The sequence below is a fragment of the Rhodovulum kholense genome (genome assembly GCF_003053725.1).
Classification (GTDB): domain Bacteria; phylum Pseudomonadota; class Alphaproteobacteria; order Rhodobacterales; family Rhodobacteraceae; genus Rhodovulum; species Rhodovulum kholense.
Genome location: NZ_QAYC01000011.1, coordinates 15,738 through 33,245, shown reverse-complemented (window position 1 = coordinate 33,245; position 17,508 = coordinate 15,738). Strand labels below are relative to the sequence as shown.

Annotated in this window: 10 protein-coding genes; 3 read left to right on the top strand and 7 right to left on the bottom strand. The window is 71.7% G+C overall.

Annotation, left to right across the window (positions count from 1 at the left end; genetic code table 11):
- The first annotated feature begins 462 nt into the window (after positions 1-462).
- Entirely contained in the window at positions 463-2,181 is a 1,719-nt protein-coding gene (locus C8N38_RS14335) for an ABC transporter ATP-binding protein (RefSeq protein ID WP_245895758.1), read from the top strand.
- A complete protein-coding gene (locus C8N38_RS14330) occupies positions 2,178-3,986 on the top strand; it encodes an ABC transporter ATP-binding protein (RefSeq protein WP_108027849.1) in 1,809 nt (602 codons plus the stop codon). The genes C8N38_RS14335 and C8N38_RS14330 overlap by 4 nt, the downstream gene beginning before the upstream one ends.
- Here the strand turns inward: C8N38_RS14330 and C8N38_RS14325 are convergent, their stop codons facing one another.
- Genes C8N38_RS14325 through C8N38_RS14295 form a run of 7 tightly spaced genes read right to left on the bottom strand, consistent with a single transcriptional unit; the run spans position 3,987 to position 15,732 of the window.
- A complete protein-coding gene (locus C8N38_RS14325; protein WP_108027848.1) occupies positions 3,987-4,844 on the bottom strand; it encodes an ABC transporter ATP-binding protein in 858 nt (285 codons plus the stop codon).
- A gap of 37 nt (positions 4,845-4,881) precedes the next feature.
- Positions 4,882-6,984: a condensation domain-containing protein gene (locus C8N38_RS14320; RefSeq protein WP_108027847.1), complete on the bottom strand. Its 2,103-nt coding sequence runs from the start codon at positions 6,982-6,984 to the stop codon at positions 4,882-4,884.
- A gap of 32 nt (positions 6,985-7,016) precedes the next feature.
- Positions 7,017-8,057, bottom strand: coding sequence for a FecCD family ABC transporter permease (locus C8N38_RS14315; protein WP_108027846.1), 1,041 nt, complete (start codon positions 8,055-8,057; stop codon positions 7,017-7,019).
- Entirely contained in the window at positions 8,054-9,046 is a 993-nt protein-coding gene (locus C8N38_RS14310; RefSeq protein WP_108027845.1) for a FecCD family ABC transporter permease, read from the bottom strand. Before C8N38_RS14310 ends, C8N38_RS14315 begins: the two co-directional genes overlap by 4 nt.
- A gap of 4 nt (positions 9,047-9,050) precedes the next feature.
- Positions 9,051-9,986, bottom strand: a complete 936-nt coding sequence (gene fepB, locus C8N38_RS14305; protein WP_108027844.1) for a Fe2+-enterobactin ABC transporter substrate-binding protein — start codon at positions 9,984-9,986, stop codon at positions 9,051-9,053.
- Positions 9,983-11,371, bottom strand: coding sequence for a condensation domain-containing protein (locus C8N38_RS14300; RefSeq protein ID WP_108027843.1), 1,389 nt, complete (start codon positions 11,369-11,371; stop codon positions 9,983-9,985). The genes fepB and C8N38_RS14300 overlap by 4 nt, the downstream gene beginning before the upstream one ends.
- Positions 11,368-15,732, bottom strand: a complete 4,365-nt coding sequence (locus tag C8N38_RS14295) for an AMP-binding protein (protein WP_108027842.1) — start codon at positions 15,730-15,732, stop codon at positions 11,368-11,370. The genes C8N38_RS14300 and C8N38_RS14295 overlap by 4 nt, the downstream gene beginning before the upstream one ends.
- A 164-nt stretch (positions 15,733-15,896) precedes the next feature.
- Between C8N38_RS14295 and C8N38_RS14290 the strand changes: the two genes are divergently transcribed.
- Complete coding sequence (locus tag C8N38_RS14290) at positions 15,897-17,507, top strand: (2,3-dihydroxybenzoyl)adenylate synthase (protein WP_108027841.1); 1,611 nt, start codon at positions 15,897-15,899, stop codon at positions 17,505-17,507.
- Position 17,508: the final 1 nt, after the last annotated feature.

Genomic DNA, 17,508 nt, shown 5'->3' with positions numbered 1-17,508 from the left:
CCGAGCTTCGGGATTCGGGCAAGCGGTTTCTGCCGGGGCGCCGCCCTGCGGGTCGGGACGAGGATCGGTCGCGCCGCGGTTACGGCTTTGCCATGCCTGTTGCCAAGCGCCTTCGCCAGGGGAAATCCGGGGCAGCGGCGCGCGCGTCCCGCCCGGCATCGCCCCCGCGCCAGTCCCTGCAATAGCCCCCGCATCAGCCCGGGCCGCGAGGCTTGAATTTCCCCCGCCGGGCCGCCATTGTCACCCGGAAATATCCAGCCACAAGCCCGCCCGTCAGGCTTTCAGCCAGCACATGCAGATCGACGGCAAGGCAGGCATATGGCGATGGATGGACAGGCCCTCGGGCCGCGGCAAGACACGTCCCGGCAGGACACTTCACCGCAGGATGCGCCGCCCGCAAGGCGCAGGCGGGTATCCCCTTGGGGCATCCTGAAGCCGGTGCGCCCCCGGATCTGGCTGGCGATGGCGATCTCGGCCGGCTCGGCGCTGTTCACGCTGGCGGTGATGGTGCTGCTGATGGCAGCGGTCGGGCAGCTGGCGGCAGAGCCGGGCAGCCTGCCATGGGGGCTGTTCGCGGGTGTCGTGATCTGCACTATCGGGGCCTATGTGGCGCGGCTGGGGGCCTTCAATCAGGCCCATTACGCCGCGTTCCGGCTGGAACGCCTGTTGCGCAACGGGCTGGCCGCGCGGCTGGCGCGGGTGCCCTTGGGCTATGTCGAGACCCAGGGCGCGGGCGCGCTGGCCAAGGTGATCCATGACGACGTCAAGGCCTTGCATGTCTTCGTGGCCGACAGCACGCCGCTTTATGCCCGCGCCTATGTGACACCGGTGGTGACGCTGGCGGTGCTGCTCTGGCTCGACTGGCGGCTGGCTCTGGTGACGCTGGCGGTACTGGGGCTGGGCTATGGCATCCTGACGCGGGCGCAGCGCCGGCGGCGCGACATGGTCCGGGCCTATAACGCCGCCCGCGAGAAGGTCAGCGCGGCGGTGGTCGAATATGTGCAGGCGATGCCGGTGGTCCGTAATTTCGACAGCGGACAGCAAAGCTTCGGGCGCTATCAGGCGGCGCTGGACGGCTATCTGAAAGTGATGCTCGACTGGTACCGCGCGGCGGGCTTTCCGGCACGGTTCTCCTGGCTGGTTCTCAGCCCGATGCCGACCCTGACGCTTGTGCTGGGGGCGGGGCTGATCCTGACGGCCGCGGGCGATCTCGAGATGTCGCGCTGGCTGGGGGTGCTTCTGATCTGCACCGGCATGGCCGAGGCGATGATGCCGATGATGATGCTGCGCCACATGATCGAGAAGGTGAGCCTCAGCGTTGCCCGGATCGAAGAGGTGATGCAGGCCCGCGAGCTTGAGCGCCGCGCCGATCTGCCTGTCGCAGCCCCCGAAGGCGCCCCGGCGCTGAGCTTCGAGGGTGTGCGTTTTGCCTATGGCCCGGATCTGGCGCCCGCCTTGCGGGATGTCAGCTTCGCGGTGGCGCAGGGCAGCGTGACCGCGCTGGTCGGGCCCTCGGGCGCGGGCAAGACCACGGTCGCGCGGCTGATCCCGCGTTTCTGGGATGTCACGGCGGGGCGGATCTGCCTTGACGGCACCGATATCCGGGCGCTTGCCCCCGACGATCTTCTGGAAAAGGTGGCCTTCGTCTTCCAGGAGAGCTTCCTTTTCGCCGACACGATCGCGGGCAATATCCGGATCGGTCGCCCCGATGCCAGCGACGAGCAGGTGATCGCGGCGGCGCGCGCGGCCCAGGCCGACGGCTTCATCCGCGCGTTGCCGCAGGGCTATGACACGCCGGTGGGCGAGCGTGGCGTGTTCCTGTCGGGCGGCCAGCGCCAGCGCATCGCCATCGCCCGCGCGCTGTTGCAGGACCGGCCGCTGCTGGTGCTGGACGAGGCCACGGCCTTTGCCGATCCGGAAAACGAGGCCGAGCTGATCGCGGCGCTGTCGGAACTCATGCGCGGGCGCACGGTCATCATGGTGGCGCACCGACTGGCGACGATCCGCGATGCCGACCAGATCCTTGTCTTCGAGCGGGGCCGGATCGCCGAAAGGGGCAGCCATGACGCGCTGCTGGAGGCCGGGGGAACCTATGCAAGGCTCTGGCAGAATTACGAAAAGGCACAGAGCTGGTCGCTGGGCGCGGCCCGGGCTCCGGTGACCGCGGAGGTGGCCCGATGAACGCGCCAGCAAATGCCAAGGCAGCCCCCCGCAAGGCAGGAAAGACGGGCGCCACCTCCTTTCTCACCACCTTCCGCCAGCTGGCCGACAGCGTCGGACCCGAGGATGCGCCGGGGCTGCGCCGGGCGCTGGCAGGCCTGATCGCCGCGGCCGCGCTTCAGGGCTTCGGGCTGGCGGCCATCGCGCCCTTGTTCACGGCAGCGGCCACCGGGCCGGGGCTGGGCGAGGCGCTGGTCTGGTTCGGGGTGATGGTCGTCCTGATGGGCACGGCCTCGGCGCTGCGCTGGGTCGCACAGGGGTTCGACTTCGACGGGCGCATGGTGCGCGCGACCTGGCGGCTGCGCAGCCGTCTGGGCGCCAAGCTGCGGGAAATTCCGCTCGAGCAGCTTCAGGACAGGCGCGCGGGAGAGCTGAACTCGATGGTGCTGGGCAATGTCGACGAGAACCTGCTTTATGCGCTGACGGTGCTGAACCTCGTCTTCACCGCGGTGGTGACACCCTTCTGCGCGGCGCTGGGGATATTGCTGTTCGACTGGCGGCTGGGGCTCTTGCTGCTGCTGGTCTTCCCGGCCATCGTGCCGCTTTACCGTTGGCGGCGCCCGGCACTGGGGCGGGGCAAGCGCATCCTCGGACAGGCCCACCAGGAGGCCAGCGCCGATGTGCTGGAATATACCCAGGGGCTGCCGATCCTGCGCGCCGTGGGCCGGGCGGGCGAGAAGGCCGAGCGGCTCTCGGCCACCTTCCGCAAGCTCGAACAGATCCAGATCTTCGGCCATCGCAAGGGCGCCAAGCCCAACATCATCGTGGCCAGCGTGGTCGAACTGGGGCTGGTCGCGGTGCTGGGCGTGGGCGTCTGGCTGGTGGTCGCGGGCAGCCTGCATCCGGCGGCCCTTGGCGCGGTCTTCGTCATCGTGGTGCGGCTGTCGGAACCGCTGTCGACCTTCATCCTCTATACCGCCATGCTCGAGGTGATGGAGGCCGCGCTGGAACGGATCGCGGCCCTGATGGCGATCCGCCCGGCACCGCAGATGGACCCGCCCGCCATGCCCGAGAGCCATGAGATCCGGTTCGAGGGCGTGGGCTTCACCTATGCCAATGCCGACAGCCCCACGATCCGCGATTTCGACGCGGTGCTGCCCGAACGCTCGCTGACCGCGCTGGTCGGGCCCTCGGGCTGCGGCAAGACCACGCTGACCCGGCTGCTGCTGCGCCATTTCGATCCGCAAAAGGGACACGTCACCATCGGCGGGGTCGATCTGCGGCAGATCCCCGCGGACCGGATCGACGGGCTGGTCTCGGTCGTGTTCCAGGACGTCTACCTGTTCAACGACACGGTGCTGGCCAATATCCGCATGGGCCGCCCCGAGGCCAGCGATGACGAGGTCCGCGCCGCCGCCGCCGCCGCGCAATGCCTGGATTTCATCGAGCGGCTGCCGCAGGGCTGGCACACGCCCCTGGGCGAGATCGGCGGGCGGCTGTCGGGCGGCGAGCGTCAGCGGATCTCGATCGCGCGGGCGCTTCTGAAGGACGCGCCCATCGTGGTGCTGGACGAACCGACGGCGGCGCTCGATACCGAAAGCGAGCTGGCGGTGCAGAGCGCGCTGGATGCGCTGGTGGCCGAGAAGACGGTGATCGTGATCGCGCACCGGCTGTCGACCATCGTCGGGGCCGACCAGATCCTTGTCATCGAGAACGGTAAGCTGGTGCAGGCGGGCCGCCACGGGGCGCTGATCGGGCAGGGCGGGCGCTATGCCCGGATGTGGGCCGCGCAGGGCGCGCGCAAGCGCTGGTCGGTGGCGGGCTGATCAGCGCGCCACGATCAGCGGCGTATGGCTGACCGGATCGTCGAGGATCAGCGCATCGAGCCCGAAGACCCGGCGCAGCAGCTCGGGCGTCATCAGATCGCGCGGCGTGCCCTCGGCCACCAGCGCGCCCTCGGCCATGACGATCAGGTGGTCGGCATAGCGGCAGGCCTGGTTCAGATCGTGCAGCACCGCGACGATGGTGCGCCCCCGCTCGCGGTTGAGCCGTTGCAGCAGGCGCAACAGGTCAAGCTGATGGGCGATGTCGAGATAGGTCGTGGGCTCGTCCAGCAGCAGGATCGGGGTTTCCTGCGCCAGCACCAGCGCGATCCAGACCCGCTGGCGCTGCCCGCCCGACAGCGCGTCGACATCGCGCCCGGCCAGATCGGCGATGCCGGTGGCGGCCATGGCCTCGGCGACGATCCGTTCGTCCCTCTCGCTCCATTGCCGGAACGGGCCCTGATGGGGATAGCGGCCGCGCGCCACCAGATCGCCCACGGTGATGCCCGCGGGCGCCTGCGCGCTTTGCGGCAACAGCCCCACCTGGCAGGCCAGCGCGCGCGCGGGCATCCGGGCGATGTTCCGCCCGTCCAGCAGCACCTGCCCGCTTTGCGCCGGCAGAAGGTTGCAAAGCCCCCGCAACAGGGTCGATTTCCCGCAGCCATTCGGCCCCAGGATGACCGAGACGCGGCCCTCGGGCACCTCCAGCGTGATGTCCCGGCAGACCGGCTTTCCGGCATAGCTGAGGCCCAGGGCATGGGCGGTCAGCCGCGGGCCGGTGGCGGGGTCATCGGCAGGGATCTGGCCGGAGATCTGCGCAGAGATCTGGGCGGTGAACGGGCCGGGATCGGGTCGGGTCATGGGAACCTCGGGCTGGCAATGCGCGGGCGCGGTGGGGTCAGGACAGAAGCGCGTCGAGGGGCAGGTCGGCGGCCCCCTCGCGGGCGAAGGCGGTGCAGCTGCGGGTCACGGCGGCCACCAGCCCGGCGACGTCATCGGCGCTGTAATGGGCGTGGCGATAGCTCATCATCATGCGCAGGCCCCGCTCGCCGCCGATCACGTCCTCGACCACCTCGAATTGCAGCCCCAGCACCGAGTCGGTCTTGTCCGGGTCCACCTGGCGAAAGCGGACCGGGCCGTCGGGGCCCTCCAGCGCGCCGTTCAGGGCGTTGCGGGCATGGATCTGGATGAAGACCTCGAACATATGCGCGCCGGGGGCGGATGTGCCGTCGGACAGCCTTTCCTCGACCAGGTCGATGGGGATCTCGCAATGGGGCAGCGAGCCGTTGATCATGTCGCGCACGGTGCCGATCAGGGCGCGCGGGGTCAGATGGCCGGGCGCGCGCAGGCAATGCGCGGTGACAGTGGTGAAATAGCCGATCGTGTCGAAATAGTCGGGATCGGTCCGGCCCGAGGCCGAGGTCCCGACGGTCAGCGCGTCCAGCCCAGCAAGTCGTTGCAGTGCCACCGAAATCGCCGCGTAGACGGTGTTGAACAGCGAGGCCGAACAGGCCTTGGACAGGGCATAGAGGCCGTCCGAGACATGGGGCTCCAGCGCGATCTCGCACCACGCGCCCCCCGCATCATTGGCGGCGTCCGGATCCCGGGGCAGCGGCGGCGCATCGGGACGGCGGATCGGGCAGGGCGGGGGCGCGTCGCGCAGCGCGTCGAGCCAGTAACTCAGCGCGCGCGGATCGGGGCCTCTGGCCGCCTGGCGGCGGGCAAAGGCGTGGAAGGGCGCGGCAGGCCCGGCCCAGAGCGGCGGCCGCCCCGCGGCGCGGGCGGCATAGGCGCGGGCCAGCTCGTCCATCATCAGGTTGACCGACCACTCGTCCAGAACGATGTGGTGGAAGAGAAAGGACAAAAGCTGTCCCTCGCCGGTCCGGATGAAGCGGAGCCGGACAGGCAGCTCGCGCGCCAGGTCGAAATCATGGGCCGCCTCGGCGGCCAGCACCGGGGCCGGATCCTCGACATCGCCCGAGGGCATGAACCAGCCCATGCGGTCGAGCTCTGCCATCGGAACGGCCTCCTGCAGCACCCCGTCGGGGCTGTCTGCGAACCGGCTGCGCAGCGCCGGGTGACGCTCCATCACGTCGCGAAAGGCGGTGGCAAAGACTGTCTCGTCGACCGGGTCGAGGAAACGCAGGACGAAGGGGATGTTGAAAACCGGGCCGAAGCCGAGCGCCTCATAGATCTTCCACAGCGAGGCCTGGGCCAGGGAAAGCGGCGCCCGGTCTGCGGGGGCCGCGGAACGGGCCGGCACCGGAGCGAGGCCGGTCCCGGTCCGGCGCGCCAGCGGGGCCAGCGCCGCGGCCGTCGGGTGGAGGAAGAGATCGTTCAGGCGCAGCTCGATCCCGTGGGTCGCGGCCAGCCGGCCGATGACCCGGGTGGCGGTCAGGGAATGCCCGCCCATGTCGAAGAAATCGCAATCGGCCGTCATCTGCGGCGCCTCCAGCGCGCTGCGGAATTCCGTGAGGATGAGCCGGGTGATGGCGTCGCCGGTCGCGGTCCCGGTTTCGGATGCGGGCTGCGCCCCGGGGACCAGCTCGGCCAGCAGCGTGGCGCTGTCGGGCAGATCGTCGGCCACCGGGTGACGGATCAGGGCCAGCCGCGCGGCGCCGGGGGCCAGCACCAGCACGACGCGCAGGGGCGGCTCGTGCGACAGATCCCAGGGCGCGGCGGCGCAGCTGTCGATAACGGGGCCGATCCCGTCCGCGCTTGCGGCCCAGCGGAGGCGCAGGTCGGGACGGCCGCGGCCGGGCGTCACCAGCAGCCCGCACGCCTCGTCGAAGCGGTAGAGCCGCGTCAGCTCGGCCCGCCCGGCCAGCCGCCCGGCCAGGGCGACGGCCACCGCGCCCGGTTCCAGGTGATCGGGCAGCGAAACCTGGGCGATCCGGGGGGCGAGCCCCTCGTCGGATTGCTGATGCGCCAGCCAGGCGCGTCCCTCGCCGGGCCGGGACGGACGGGTGTGCAGGGCCTGTTCCGGGCCGTGGGTGGTCATGCTCTGTCCTCCTTGCTGGGATGGGGCATCGCCTATCCCCGCCGTCTTTTGCGGGTCAGCAGCCAGATCAGGTAAAGCCCGCCGATGACGCCGGTGACCTGGCCGATCGGCAGGATCGCGCCCCAGGGGGCGAGGCGGCTGAGCAGGTCCGCGCCCAGCATCAGCGCAGCCCCCATCAGCGCGGCGCCGATCAGGGGCTGATCGGGCATGCGCGCAAGCCTCCGGACCAGTTGCGGCGCGGCCAGCGCCACGAAGGCTATGGGGCCCGCCGCCGCCGTGGCCAGCGCGGCCAGCGTCACCGCGCCCGCCAGCATCCACCGCCGCGCCCGCTCGACCGGCACGCCCAGGGGGCCGGCCAGATCGTCGCCCATGGCCATCAGCCCCAGCGGGCGCATCCCCAGCAGAAGCGGCGGCATCAAAAGCCCCAGCCCCAGCCAGAGCGGCCAGACATGGCCCCAGCTGCGGCCCTCGACCGAGCCGGCAAGCCAGAGGTTGCCGGAAATCGCGGCGTCGAGGTCTCCGCGCACCAGCAGAAGCGCGTTGAAGGCGCTGAGGATCGCGCCGACGCCGATGCCGGTCAGGACCAGCCGGTAGGCACCGACCCGCCCGTCCTTGCGCGCCAGCAGGTAGACGCAGATCCCGGTCAGAAGCGCGCCCGCCAGCGCCGCGGGCACCACGCCCGCCCCGGATCCGCCGAAGCCGATGATCCAGACCAGCGCGCCGCTGGCCGCGCCCGCGGTGAAGCCGATCACGTCGGGCGAGCCCAGCGGGTTCCGCGACACCGTCTGGAAGATCGCGCCCGAGGCCCCCAGCGCCGCCCCCGCGCCCAGCGTCACCAGAAGACGCGGCAGGCGGATATCCATCACCACATGGTCCAGCATGCGCGAGGGCGCCTCGCCCGCCAGCACCTGCCAGATCTCGGCCGGGCCGATGGCGATCCGCCCCAGTCGCAGCGAGACCAGCGCCCCGGCCGCGAGCAGGAGCATCAGCGCGAGATTGACCCAAAGCGCCCGCCGCCCGCTCCGGAGCGACAGGCCGCGCCAGCGCCAGACGATATGCGCGGCCCCGCTCACAGCGCGTTCATCCGCATCCGGCGGGCCAGCGCCACGAAGACCGGCCCGCCGATCAGCGCGGCCATGATGCCGACATCGATCTGGCTCGGTCCGCCGATCACCCGTCCGGCCAGATCGGCGATGCCGACCAGCGCACCGCCGAGGATCATCGAGGCCAGCAGAAGCCCGCGATGGGCGGGGCCGACGATATGGCGCGCGAGATGCGGGGCCGAGAGGCCGACAAAGGCGATGGGGCCCGCGGCCGCCGTCGCCACGCCGCCCAGCACCACGATGACGCCCGCGGCGGCCAGCCAGATCCGGCGCGGATCGGCCCCGAGGCTCTGGCCGAAATCCTGCCCCAGCGCCAGCGCGTCGAGCGGACGGGCAAGCGCCAGCGCGGCCAGCGCGCCAAGGCTGACAAGGGCCGCGGCAGGCCCCAGCACCTGCCAGTCGCGGCCCTGCAGCGAGCCGACCGCCCAGTGGCGGAACTGGTCGAAGACATGGGCCTCGACATTGACGGTGACAAGCCGGGTCAGGGTCAGCAACACGATCGACAGCGCCGCCCCTGCCAGCACCAGCCGGACCGGATCGCGGGTCTGCGCCATGCCGCCAAGCGCGAAGACCGCCGCGCCGCCAAGCCCGGCGCCAAAGATCCCGGCCCAGAGCGAGCCCGCGATATCGATCCGCCCGGTCAGCGCGATCAGGCAGACGATGGCCAGCGTCGCCCCGGCCGAGACCCCCAGAAGCCCCGGATCGGCCAGCGGGTTGCGGGTCAGCGTCTGCATCATCGCCCCCGCCGCCCCGAGCGCTGCCCCCACCACCAGCGCCAGCAGGGCGCGCGGCAGGCGTTGTTCGCGCACCAGAAGATGCGCGCCGTCGGTCGGGTCGAACCGAAGCAGGGCCTCCAGCGTGACATCGGTCGTGATCTCGCGCGGGCCGAAAAACAGGCTTGCCAGCGTCACCGCCACCAACAGCCCGAGGGTCGGCCAAAGCCGTCTTGTGCGGGCCACGGGCTCAGGCCCCGCCGAACTGGCGGGCGATGCCGTCGACGACCTCGCGGGCGCTGTAATAGTCGATGCGGAACGAGTTCTTCCCCAGCCCGTAAACCTGTCCGCGCTGCACCGAGGGCAGGTTGGCAAGGATCGGGTCGGCCATGAAGCGCGCGGCATCGGCCTTTGTGCCCGCCAGCAGGAAGGTGGTCTCGGCGCTCAGCTGGGTGAGATGCTCGTATGAGGCGCGCACCACATCGGCCGAGGCGGGCATCGAGGCGCTTTGCCAGCCGGTCGGCGGGTCTTCGAGATCGAAACCCAGCCCGGTCAGCAGGCGGCCATGGGCGCCCCCGGCCCGGGCCACGGGATTGGGCGCGCCGGGGCCGTTATAGCTGACGATATTGGCGCGGCCTTCAGGCAGGGTCAGAACGGCGCGGGTGGCGTCGAGCGTCTCGGCAAAGCCCGCCAGCAGGGCCTCTGCCTCGGCCTCGCGGCCGGTGGCCCGGGCAAGCCTTGCAGTCAGGTCTTCCCAGGCCATCGCACCGTAATCGAGAACCAGCACGGGGGCCACCTCGGCCAGGGCCGCACGCTGCGCCAGCGCGGAATCGGCGCCGCCCGCCGAAACCAGGATCAGGTCGGGCTGCAACGCCCAGGCGGCCTCGAGATCGATCGAGCCCGCGCGCCAGAGCTTTTCGACGCCGCGGGTCCGGGCCACCGCCTGCCACTGGTCGAAGAAGCCGCCGCGCACGGTGGTGGCGCTGGCGATCACCGGTGCGCCGATGGCCAGCAGGCTGCCGGTCAGCGTGACCGAGGTCGACAGGATCCGGGCAGGCACCCGGGGCAGGTCGGTTTCGCTGCCATCGGCATTGGTCAGGCGACGCGGCCAGCCCGTGACGGCCCCGGCAGAGCTGCCAAGTGCTGCGGCGCAGGTGGCAAGGGTCAGGAAGGAACGGCGGTTCATGTCTTCTCCTGTCGGCTGGCAATGGGGCGAGCGGTACGGGGGGGGCGGCATGGCGCGGGACCGGCGGGGCCCTCCGCAAGCAGATCCGCGAGGGGACGGTCCCGCGCGCCCGGGGCGCAGGCGCGCGCAAGAAAGGGAACAAGCGTGCGGGCAGCAGCGGCAACCTCCTCGGCAGCGGCAGGATCGGCGTCGATCGACAAGGCCAGATCCGAGCCGTCGGTGCGGGCGGTCCAGGTCAGGTTGAAGCCGTCGCCGGGACCGGCGGCCAGCACCTCGCTGCGCGCGCTGCAACCGGAGAATTCGGGCGGATCGAAGGGCAGCACATTGACCAGCGGCGAGAAGAAGAACCGCTCGCCCGCCCGCAGGCCGCGATCGGCGGCCAGCTGTTCGACCCGGTAACGGCCGTGGCGGCGCAGTCCGCGCAGTGCCCGCCCGCTGCGCTCGAGATAGGCCCCCAGCGTTTCCTCCGGTCGATGCGAGACGATCAGGGGCAGGATGTTCACCACCATCGCCGGAATGGCGGCGGCAACGCTGCCCAGACGGCTCTGATAGGGCAGCCAGACCGGCAGCCCCGGCGCGCCGTCGGGGCGATCGCGCGCGATCCAGGCGGCGCTGAGCAGGGTCAGGAGGTCGGGCCAGCCCATCCCCGCCGCGCGGGCCGCCCGTTGCAGCCGGGCGTCCAGCCCGGCGGGCAGGTCGGGCGCGACGGCAACCGGTGTGGGGGCGTAGTCCTCGGCCCCCTTGGGCAGGACGACCAGGTCGGGGATGTCGCGCAGGACCTCGGCCCAGTGGGCCCGGTCGCGGTCATGGCGGGGGCCCGCGCGATAGACGGTTTCCTCCTCGAGGTAGCGGGCGAAGGGCAGGAACGGTCCGGGACCCGCGCATTTGCCGAGCGCCTCGGCGTAAAGCGCCCCGGCGCGCCGCTCGATCAGCGACATGCCGTAGCCGTCCAGCACGATATGGTGGCCGCGCAGGTACCACAGCCAGCGGCGCGGCCCCACCCGCAACAGCCAGAGCGCGGCAAGCGGATCGCGTTCCAGGTCGATGGGCCGGGCGATGTCGTCTGCCATCATCCGGCGGGCACGGGCCTCCGGATCGGCGGCGCCCCGCAGGTCCTGGACGCGCACCGCCGGAACGCCACCGGGATCGACCCGCTGGCGCGGCCCGCCCGGCCCGTCGCGAAAACGCAGCGCCAGCACCTCGGCCTCGCGCGCAAGCCGGGACAGGGCGGCGACAAGGGCGATCTCCTCCGCCGCGCCCTCGATCTCGATGCAATGGGCCACGGTAGAGAGCGGCCGGTCCGGGTGAAAGCGGAACTCCTCCCAGAAATCGAGCTGGGCGAGGGTCAGCTCCAGCCAGGCGGCGCCCGGGGGCTCTGCGGTCATCGGAGATCCTCCGGTTCGGGACGGGGCGGGATCAGCTGCGCGGCCTGCCGGGCAGTGCGCGCCGGGATCAGCCGGGAGGGGCGCAGCGCCGTGCCGAAGCGGGCATTCAGCGCCGCGGCCACGGGGATCAGGTGCTCGGGCAGCAGACCCAGCTCGATCAGCGGGCTGTCGATGGTGGCCTCGGGGTCCGGGCCGGTCTGCCGCAGGTAGATGTCGAGGACCTCCCGGCCCAGCCTGTCGGAACATGGCGCGGCGGGGGACAGGGCCAGCGCCCGGGCGGCGCCACGATCGGGCTTGCCGTTGGACGAGAGCGGCAGCGCCGCCACGGCCAGGAACCGGTCGGGCAGGTGCGATTGCGGCAGCCGACCGCGCAGCCAGGCGCGCAGCTCCGCGATGCCGGGGGGCTGACCGTCGCGCGCCGCATAAAGCGCCGCCAGCGTGGTCTCGCGCCCGTCGCCCGGGGCCAGGTCGACCACCATGGCCTGGGACAGGGCGGGGTGATCGGCCAGCGTGGCCTCGATCTCGCCAAGGCTCACGCGGACGCCGCGCACCTTGACATAGCCGCCGACCCGGCCGGCAAACAGGATCTGTCCCGGCCGGTCGGGGGACCATTGGCCCAGATCGCCGGTGCGGAAGGCGCGACGGGGCGTGCCGTCCGGGTCGGGCAGGGTGACGAAACCGTCCTGGCTCAGGCCGCCCGCCTCCAGATAGCCCAGCGACAGGCAGTCGCCCATGGTGTGGATGCGCCCGGTAACGCCGGGCGGGCAGGGCTCTCCCAGCGGGTTGCAGATCCGGTACCCGGCCCCGTCGAGGGGACGGCCATAGGGGACGGGGGCAGTCCCGGGGGCAGGTCCGTCGTCGGGCTCGAAGCCGGGACCGATCTCGTGCCAGATGCTCCAGATCGTGGTTTCGGTGGGGCCGCCCAGCGAGATCAGCCGCGCGGCGGGGCAGAGCCTGCGCAGCTCCGCCACGGTGGCGGGTTTGATGTAGTCGCCGCCCTGGGCGATCAGGCGCAGGCTTTCGATCTGTCCGGGACGGGCGCAGGCCAGCAGCATCTCCAGGATCGCCGGCACCGATACCCAGAGCGTCACCCGGTGCCGCGCGACCAGCCGGGCCCATTCCACCGCGTCCTTCTCGTGCCCGGCGGCGGGCAGCACCACGGAGGCCCCGGCGGCAAGCCCGCCGAAAAGATCGAAAAGCGACATGTCGTGATGCAGCGGCGTGACCGAGATCAGCACGTCTTCCGGGCTGACCCGCCAGGCCGACAGGGTCTGGTCCAGCACATTGGCGGTGGCGCGGTTCGACAGCACCACGCATTTGGGCGCGCCGGTGGTGCCCGAGGTGAAGAGGTAATAGCCTGGCCCGGTATCGAGGCTGCGCGCGCGCAGGCTGGCCGCGTCCGGCAGCGTGCCGCCGGGCCGGGGCAGATCGCCGGGGCGCAGGCAGCGCCGCCCCGGAAGTTCCTGCTCCGAGACGATCAGAGCGGGTGCCGCGCGGTCCAGCAGATACTCCCGGCGGGCAGGCGGCGCGGTTGCATCGACCGGCACCCAGACGATCCCGGCCATCGCCGCGGCCAGTTGCAGGACCACGTGATCGATCCCGCGCGGCAGGTGGAGGGCCAGCACGTCGCCGGGGCCGATCCCCTGCGCGGCGAGCCCCGCAAGGGCGGCGGTGACCCGCGCGCGGAGCGCGGGATAGTCGAGGCTTTCCTCGCCGCAGATCAGCGCGGGGCCCTGCGCGTGGTTCAGGGCCTCCGCGATCCTGACCAGATGCGGGGCAGGATCGGGCACATGGGGGCGGTCGGGCGGCAGATCCACGGCGATCAGCGGGTCGGGCAGGCTCAGCGCGCCGGTGTCGGCCATGCTTTCCAGCGCGCGCAGGGCGGCCTCCAGCATGGCGGTCACGGTTGCGGGGGCAAGGATATCCTCGGCATGGTCCGCGGCGATCTCGATCCCGCCGCCGGGCGCGCGCATCAGGCGGATGTCGAGCGCGACCTGGGGCGTCTGGGTCAGCCCGTCCACCTGGCGCATCGGCGCGCCCGCGGGCAACCCCTGCCAGTCCAGCCCGTTGGTCAGCACCACCGGCAGGGCCAGCGGCCCGCCGGTCTGTCCCATGAGCTGGCGCGCCAGATCCACCCCGGAAAAGCCCATATGCCCGAGCCCCGCCATGGTCTGCGCCTGAAGCGCCGCGGCCCGCTCGCGCGGTGTGCCGGAAGTCGCGTCATGGTCGATCACGATGAAGGAGGCGCGGTTGCCCAAGGCCTCGCGGTCAAGCGCCGGGGCGGTGGGCAGGCCCGCGCAGATCCGCAGATCGGGGGTGAAGCGGGCCAGCACCTCGAGGATCGCAAAGCCGAGAAGCGTGTTCAGGAACAGCCCCTCGCGGGCGGCCGTGCGGCGCAGGGGGGCGATCAGTTCGGGCGCAAGGATCCGCGAGGCACGCCGGTAACGCGCCGGTCCCGGCCGGTCGGGCGGTCTGCGCCAGGGCAGGCGCGGCGCGCTTTCGACGCGGGCCAGGGCCTCGGCCCAGTAGGCGGCATCGGCGGCCCGCTCCCCGGCCGGAACCGGCGGCGGAACGGGCAGGCGAGCAGCGGCGGGGGTGTGGGCAGACGGCGGGTCGGTGGCGAAAAGCTCGGCGCAGATCTGGGCGATGGCGGGTCCGTCCAGCCCGAGGCCGTCGAACTTGACGGCCAGCGCGTCCTCCTGCCCCTCGGGCAGGAGCAGGGCGCAGACCTGCCAGAGCGGGCCATCCAGCGGGCCATCCAGCGGACAGGGGCTGCGGGCGAAATCCTGCCAGACCGCCTGCAGCCGGGCCTCGGCATCGGGCGCGGCGCGCAGGTCGTGGGTCACGAGCGGCAGCTTGGGGTGCCGGGCCAGATATTGCCGCCCGGCCTCGGCATCGATGCGCAGCCGCAGTGCCGGATGCGCGTCGCAGAGCGCCTGAAGCCGCGCGCCGAGGGCCGCCTCGTCCAGCCTGCCGCGAAAGAGCCGCGCCTCGTGCATGGCGACGCCGCCCAGCGGCAGCACCTCCTCGCGGCCCGCCAGATAGGCACGCTGCAGGGGGGTGAGAGGCCAGCTTTCCGGCGCAGGCGGGGCATCTGCCAGAGCATGAAGGCGATCCATGAAGATCCTGAAAAGGCGGGTAATCCAGTCCTGCTCGATCAGATCCAGCCGGATGTCCCAGTTGACGAGCAGCCCCTCCCCCAGCCGCGCGATCTGCGCGTCGAGCGCCACGCCCGGCCCCTGCGAGACCGACCAGACCAGATCGCCAAGGCAGCGCCGCGCGCGGTCGGACAGGATCGAGCCGCGCGGGTGATCGAACCCGGCGGTGAAGACCACGGGGGCCTCGGGGACATGGCCCAGATGGCGGGCCAGATCGCGCATCTGGCCGGGGCCCGGATGGGCGCTGTGGGTGATCGCGCCTGCCAGATCGGCCTGCACCCGGCGGGCAAGGACGGACAGGTCGGGCTCTGCGCCCGCGACCCCGAAAAGCGCAAAATCGGAAAAGTCGCCGATGATTGCGGTCTCGCCTTCTGGGCGGTGGAACATCGGCACGGTCAGGCGCAAGGCGGGCTGGCCGCAGGCGCGGGCCAGTTCCTGTGCGAAAAGCGCCAGCGTCAGCGCGGTGGGCGTGACCCGCATCTCGCGGGCGCGGCGCATCAGGTCCCGGGTCCGGGCTGGGTCCAGTCGCTCGGCCAGGCGGGCGGTGCGGGGGGGCTCTTCCCGCCGTCCGGGCGGGCGCGGCAGATCCGGGGCCGCGGGCAGGGCGGCGATGCGCTCCTGCCACCAGGCCCGGGCGGCGGCGGCGCGGGCGGGGCCGTCCGGGTCGCTGCGCCGCGCCTCGAGATGGGCGGCGAAATCGCCTGCCTCCGGCAGCGCAGAGCCGGGTCCCTCCTCGTAGAGCCGGGCCAGATCTTCCATCAGGTCGGGAAAGCAGGAAGGATCGGCCGCGATCATGTCCAGATCGACATGCAGCCGGCTGCCGCCGCCGGGCAGCAGGCTGAGGGAAAACGCCACGGCCTCGCCCCGCTCCAGCGCCAGCCGCTGATGGCTTTGGTCCGCGCGGATGCGTTCGAGGGCCAGCTGGCAATCGAGCGCGTCAAGTCGGCGGAGATCGTGCCGGTCGAGGAAGGGCCCCGGGCGCGGCGGCAGGATCCGGGCCGTGCCATCCGCCGTGACCGCCAGCCGCAGATTGGCATGGCGGGCGATCAGGGCGGCAATCGCGCGCTCCAGCCGGTCGGGATCGAGGGCGCGACCGGTGCGGTCGAGTTCGACATAAAGATGTGCCGAGGGGCCCGGGGCCCCTTGCCCCCCGGCATGTCCGCCGGACCAGCAGGCCGCCTGCATCGGCGTCAGATCATACATCGGCAACGACCCTGTTGACAGTTCCTGACATAAATACTCAACTATCAGCGCCCGTCAACCGGAGCAAATCGGCGCAAGCCGGGCGCCGCGCCCGCGCGGGCCGGGCGGCAGACAGGGTATTGATTTCCGGCCGATTTCGGCCGCCGCACAAGGACCGGATCTTGATGGACGATTTCACCCCCTGGCCCGAGGATCTGGCGCGTCGCTATCGCGAACGGGGCTATTGGCTGGGCCTGCCCCTGACGGAAGGCGTGCGCCAGCAGGCGGCCACCCGGCCCGATGCCACGGCCATCCTCTGCGGCAATCGGTCCTTCAGCTATGGGGCGCTCGAGCGGATGTCCTCGGTCCTGGCCGGGCGGCTGATCGCGGCCGGGCTGGGCCCGGGCGATCACGCGGTGGTGCAGCTGCCGAACCGGGCCGAGTTCTACATCACCTTCCTTGCCCTGCTGAAGGCGGGCATCCGCCCGGTGAACGCGCTTTACAGCCACCGCGCCCATGAGATGCGGGCCTATGTCGAGCAACTGGAACCGGCGCTGCTGGTCGGCGCCCGCACCCATCCTCTGTTCGCGGATGACGGCTTTACCGACGCGCTGCGGCGGGACGGGCTGGCACCACGCCTCGGCCTGTGGTTGGACGAGACCGGACCCGATCATGACATTGCGCGCTGGATGGACCCCGGGGCCGATCTGCCCGGGGCGCCGCTGCCTGCACCCGATCCTGCGGGCGTCGCCTTCTTCCAGCTGTCCGGGGGCAGTACCGGCACGCCCAAGCTGATCCCGCGCACCCATGACGATTACGACTATTCCGTCCGCGCCAGCGTCGAGATCTGCGGCGTCGATGCACATACGCGCTTTCTGGTCGCGCTGCCCGCGCCGCATAACTATCTGTTGAGTTCGCCCGGCGCGCTGGGGGTGTTCCGGGCCGGTGGTACCGTGGTGATGGCCGAAAGCCCCGAGCCGCATCTGTGCTTCGGTCTCATGCGTCGTCACCGGGTGACGATGGCCGCGCTGGTCCCCTCGGCGGTGGCGCTCTGGCTCGAGGCCGCGCGCGAGGGCCTGCCGGTGCCCGACAGCCTGCGTCTGGTGCAGGTCGGCGGGGCGAGCTTTGCCGAGGCGCAGGCGCGGCAGGTGCCCGAGCTGCTGGGTTGCGCGCTGCAACAGGTCTTCGGCATGGCCGAGGGGCTGGTCAATTACACAAGGCTCGACGATCCGCCCGGGCGGGTCTTTGCCACCCAGGGCCGCCCGATCAGCCCCGATGACGAGGTCCGGGTGCTGGATGCCGATGGCCGCCCCTGCGCGCCCGGCCAGACCGGGCGGCTCTGGGTGCGCGGGCCCTATACCTTCCGGGGCTATTTCCGCAGCCCCGCGCAGAATGCCGCGGTGTTCGATGCCGAGGGCTTCTATCACAGCGGCGATCTGGTGCGGCGCGATGCCCAGGGCTATCTCAGCGTCGTCGGCCGGGTGAAGGACCAGATCAACCGGGGCGGCGAGAAGATCGCGGCCGAAGAGGTCGAGGGCCTTCTGCTGCGGCATCCCGACATCCTGCAGGCGGCGCTGGTGGCCCAGCCCGATGCCCGGCTGGGCGAGCGCGGTTGCGCGGTTCTGGTGGCGCGCAAGAAGCTGCGCGCAGTCGAGCTGCGCCGCCATCTGATCGCGCTGGGGGTTGCCGAATACAAGCTGCCCGACCGTTTTGCCTTTGTCGAGACGATCCCGCTGACGCCCGTGGGCAAGCCCGACAAGAAGGCCCTGCGCGCCGCCATGCTGCCCCCCCAATGAC

Bases quoted from the DNA above. Each gene is read 5' to 3' on its own strand.
- C8N38_RS14320 (WP_108027847.1), bottom strand. From the start codon at position 6,984: ATGACCACCCACGGCCCGGAACAGGCCCTGCACACCCGTCCGTCCCGG.
- C8N38_RS14300 (WP_108027843.1), bottom strand. From the start codon at position 11,371: ATGACCGCAGAGCCCCCGGGCGCCGCCTGGCTGGAGCTGACCCTCGCC.
- C8N38_RS14335 (WP_245895758.1), top strand. From the start codon at position 463: ATGGCGATCTCGGCCGGCTCGGCGCTGTTCACGCTGGCGGTGATGGTG.
- C8N38_RS14325 (WP_108027848.1), bottom strand. From the start codon at position 4,844: ATGACCCGACCCGATCCCGGCCCGTTCACCGCCCAGATCTCTGCGCAG.
- C8N38_RS14330 (WP_108027849.1), top strand. From the start codon at position 2,178: ATGAACGCGCCAGCAAATGCCAAGGCAGCCCCCCGCAAGGCAGGAAAG.
- C8N38_RS14290 (WP_108027841.1), top strand. From the start codon at position 15,897: ATGGACGATTTCACCCCCTGGCCCGAGGATCTGGCGCGTCGCTATCGC.
- fepB (WP_108027844.1), bottom strand. From the start codon at position 9,986: ATGAACCGCCGTTCCTTCCTGACCCTTGCCACCTGCGCCGCAGCACTT.
- C8N38_RS14295 (WP_108027842.1), bottom strand. From the start codon at position 15,732: ATGTATGATCTGACGCCGATGCAGGCGGCCTGCTGGTCCGGCGGACAT.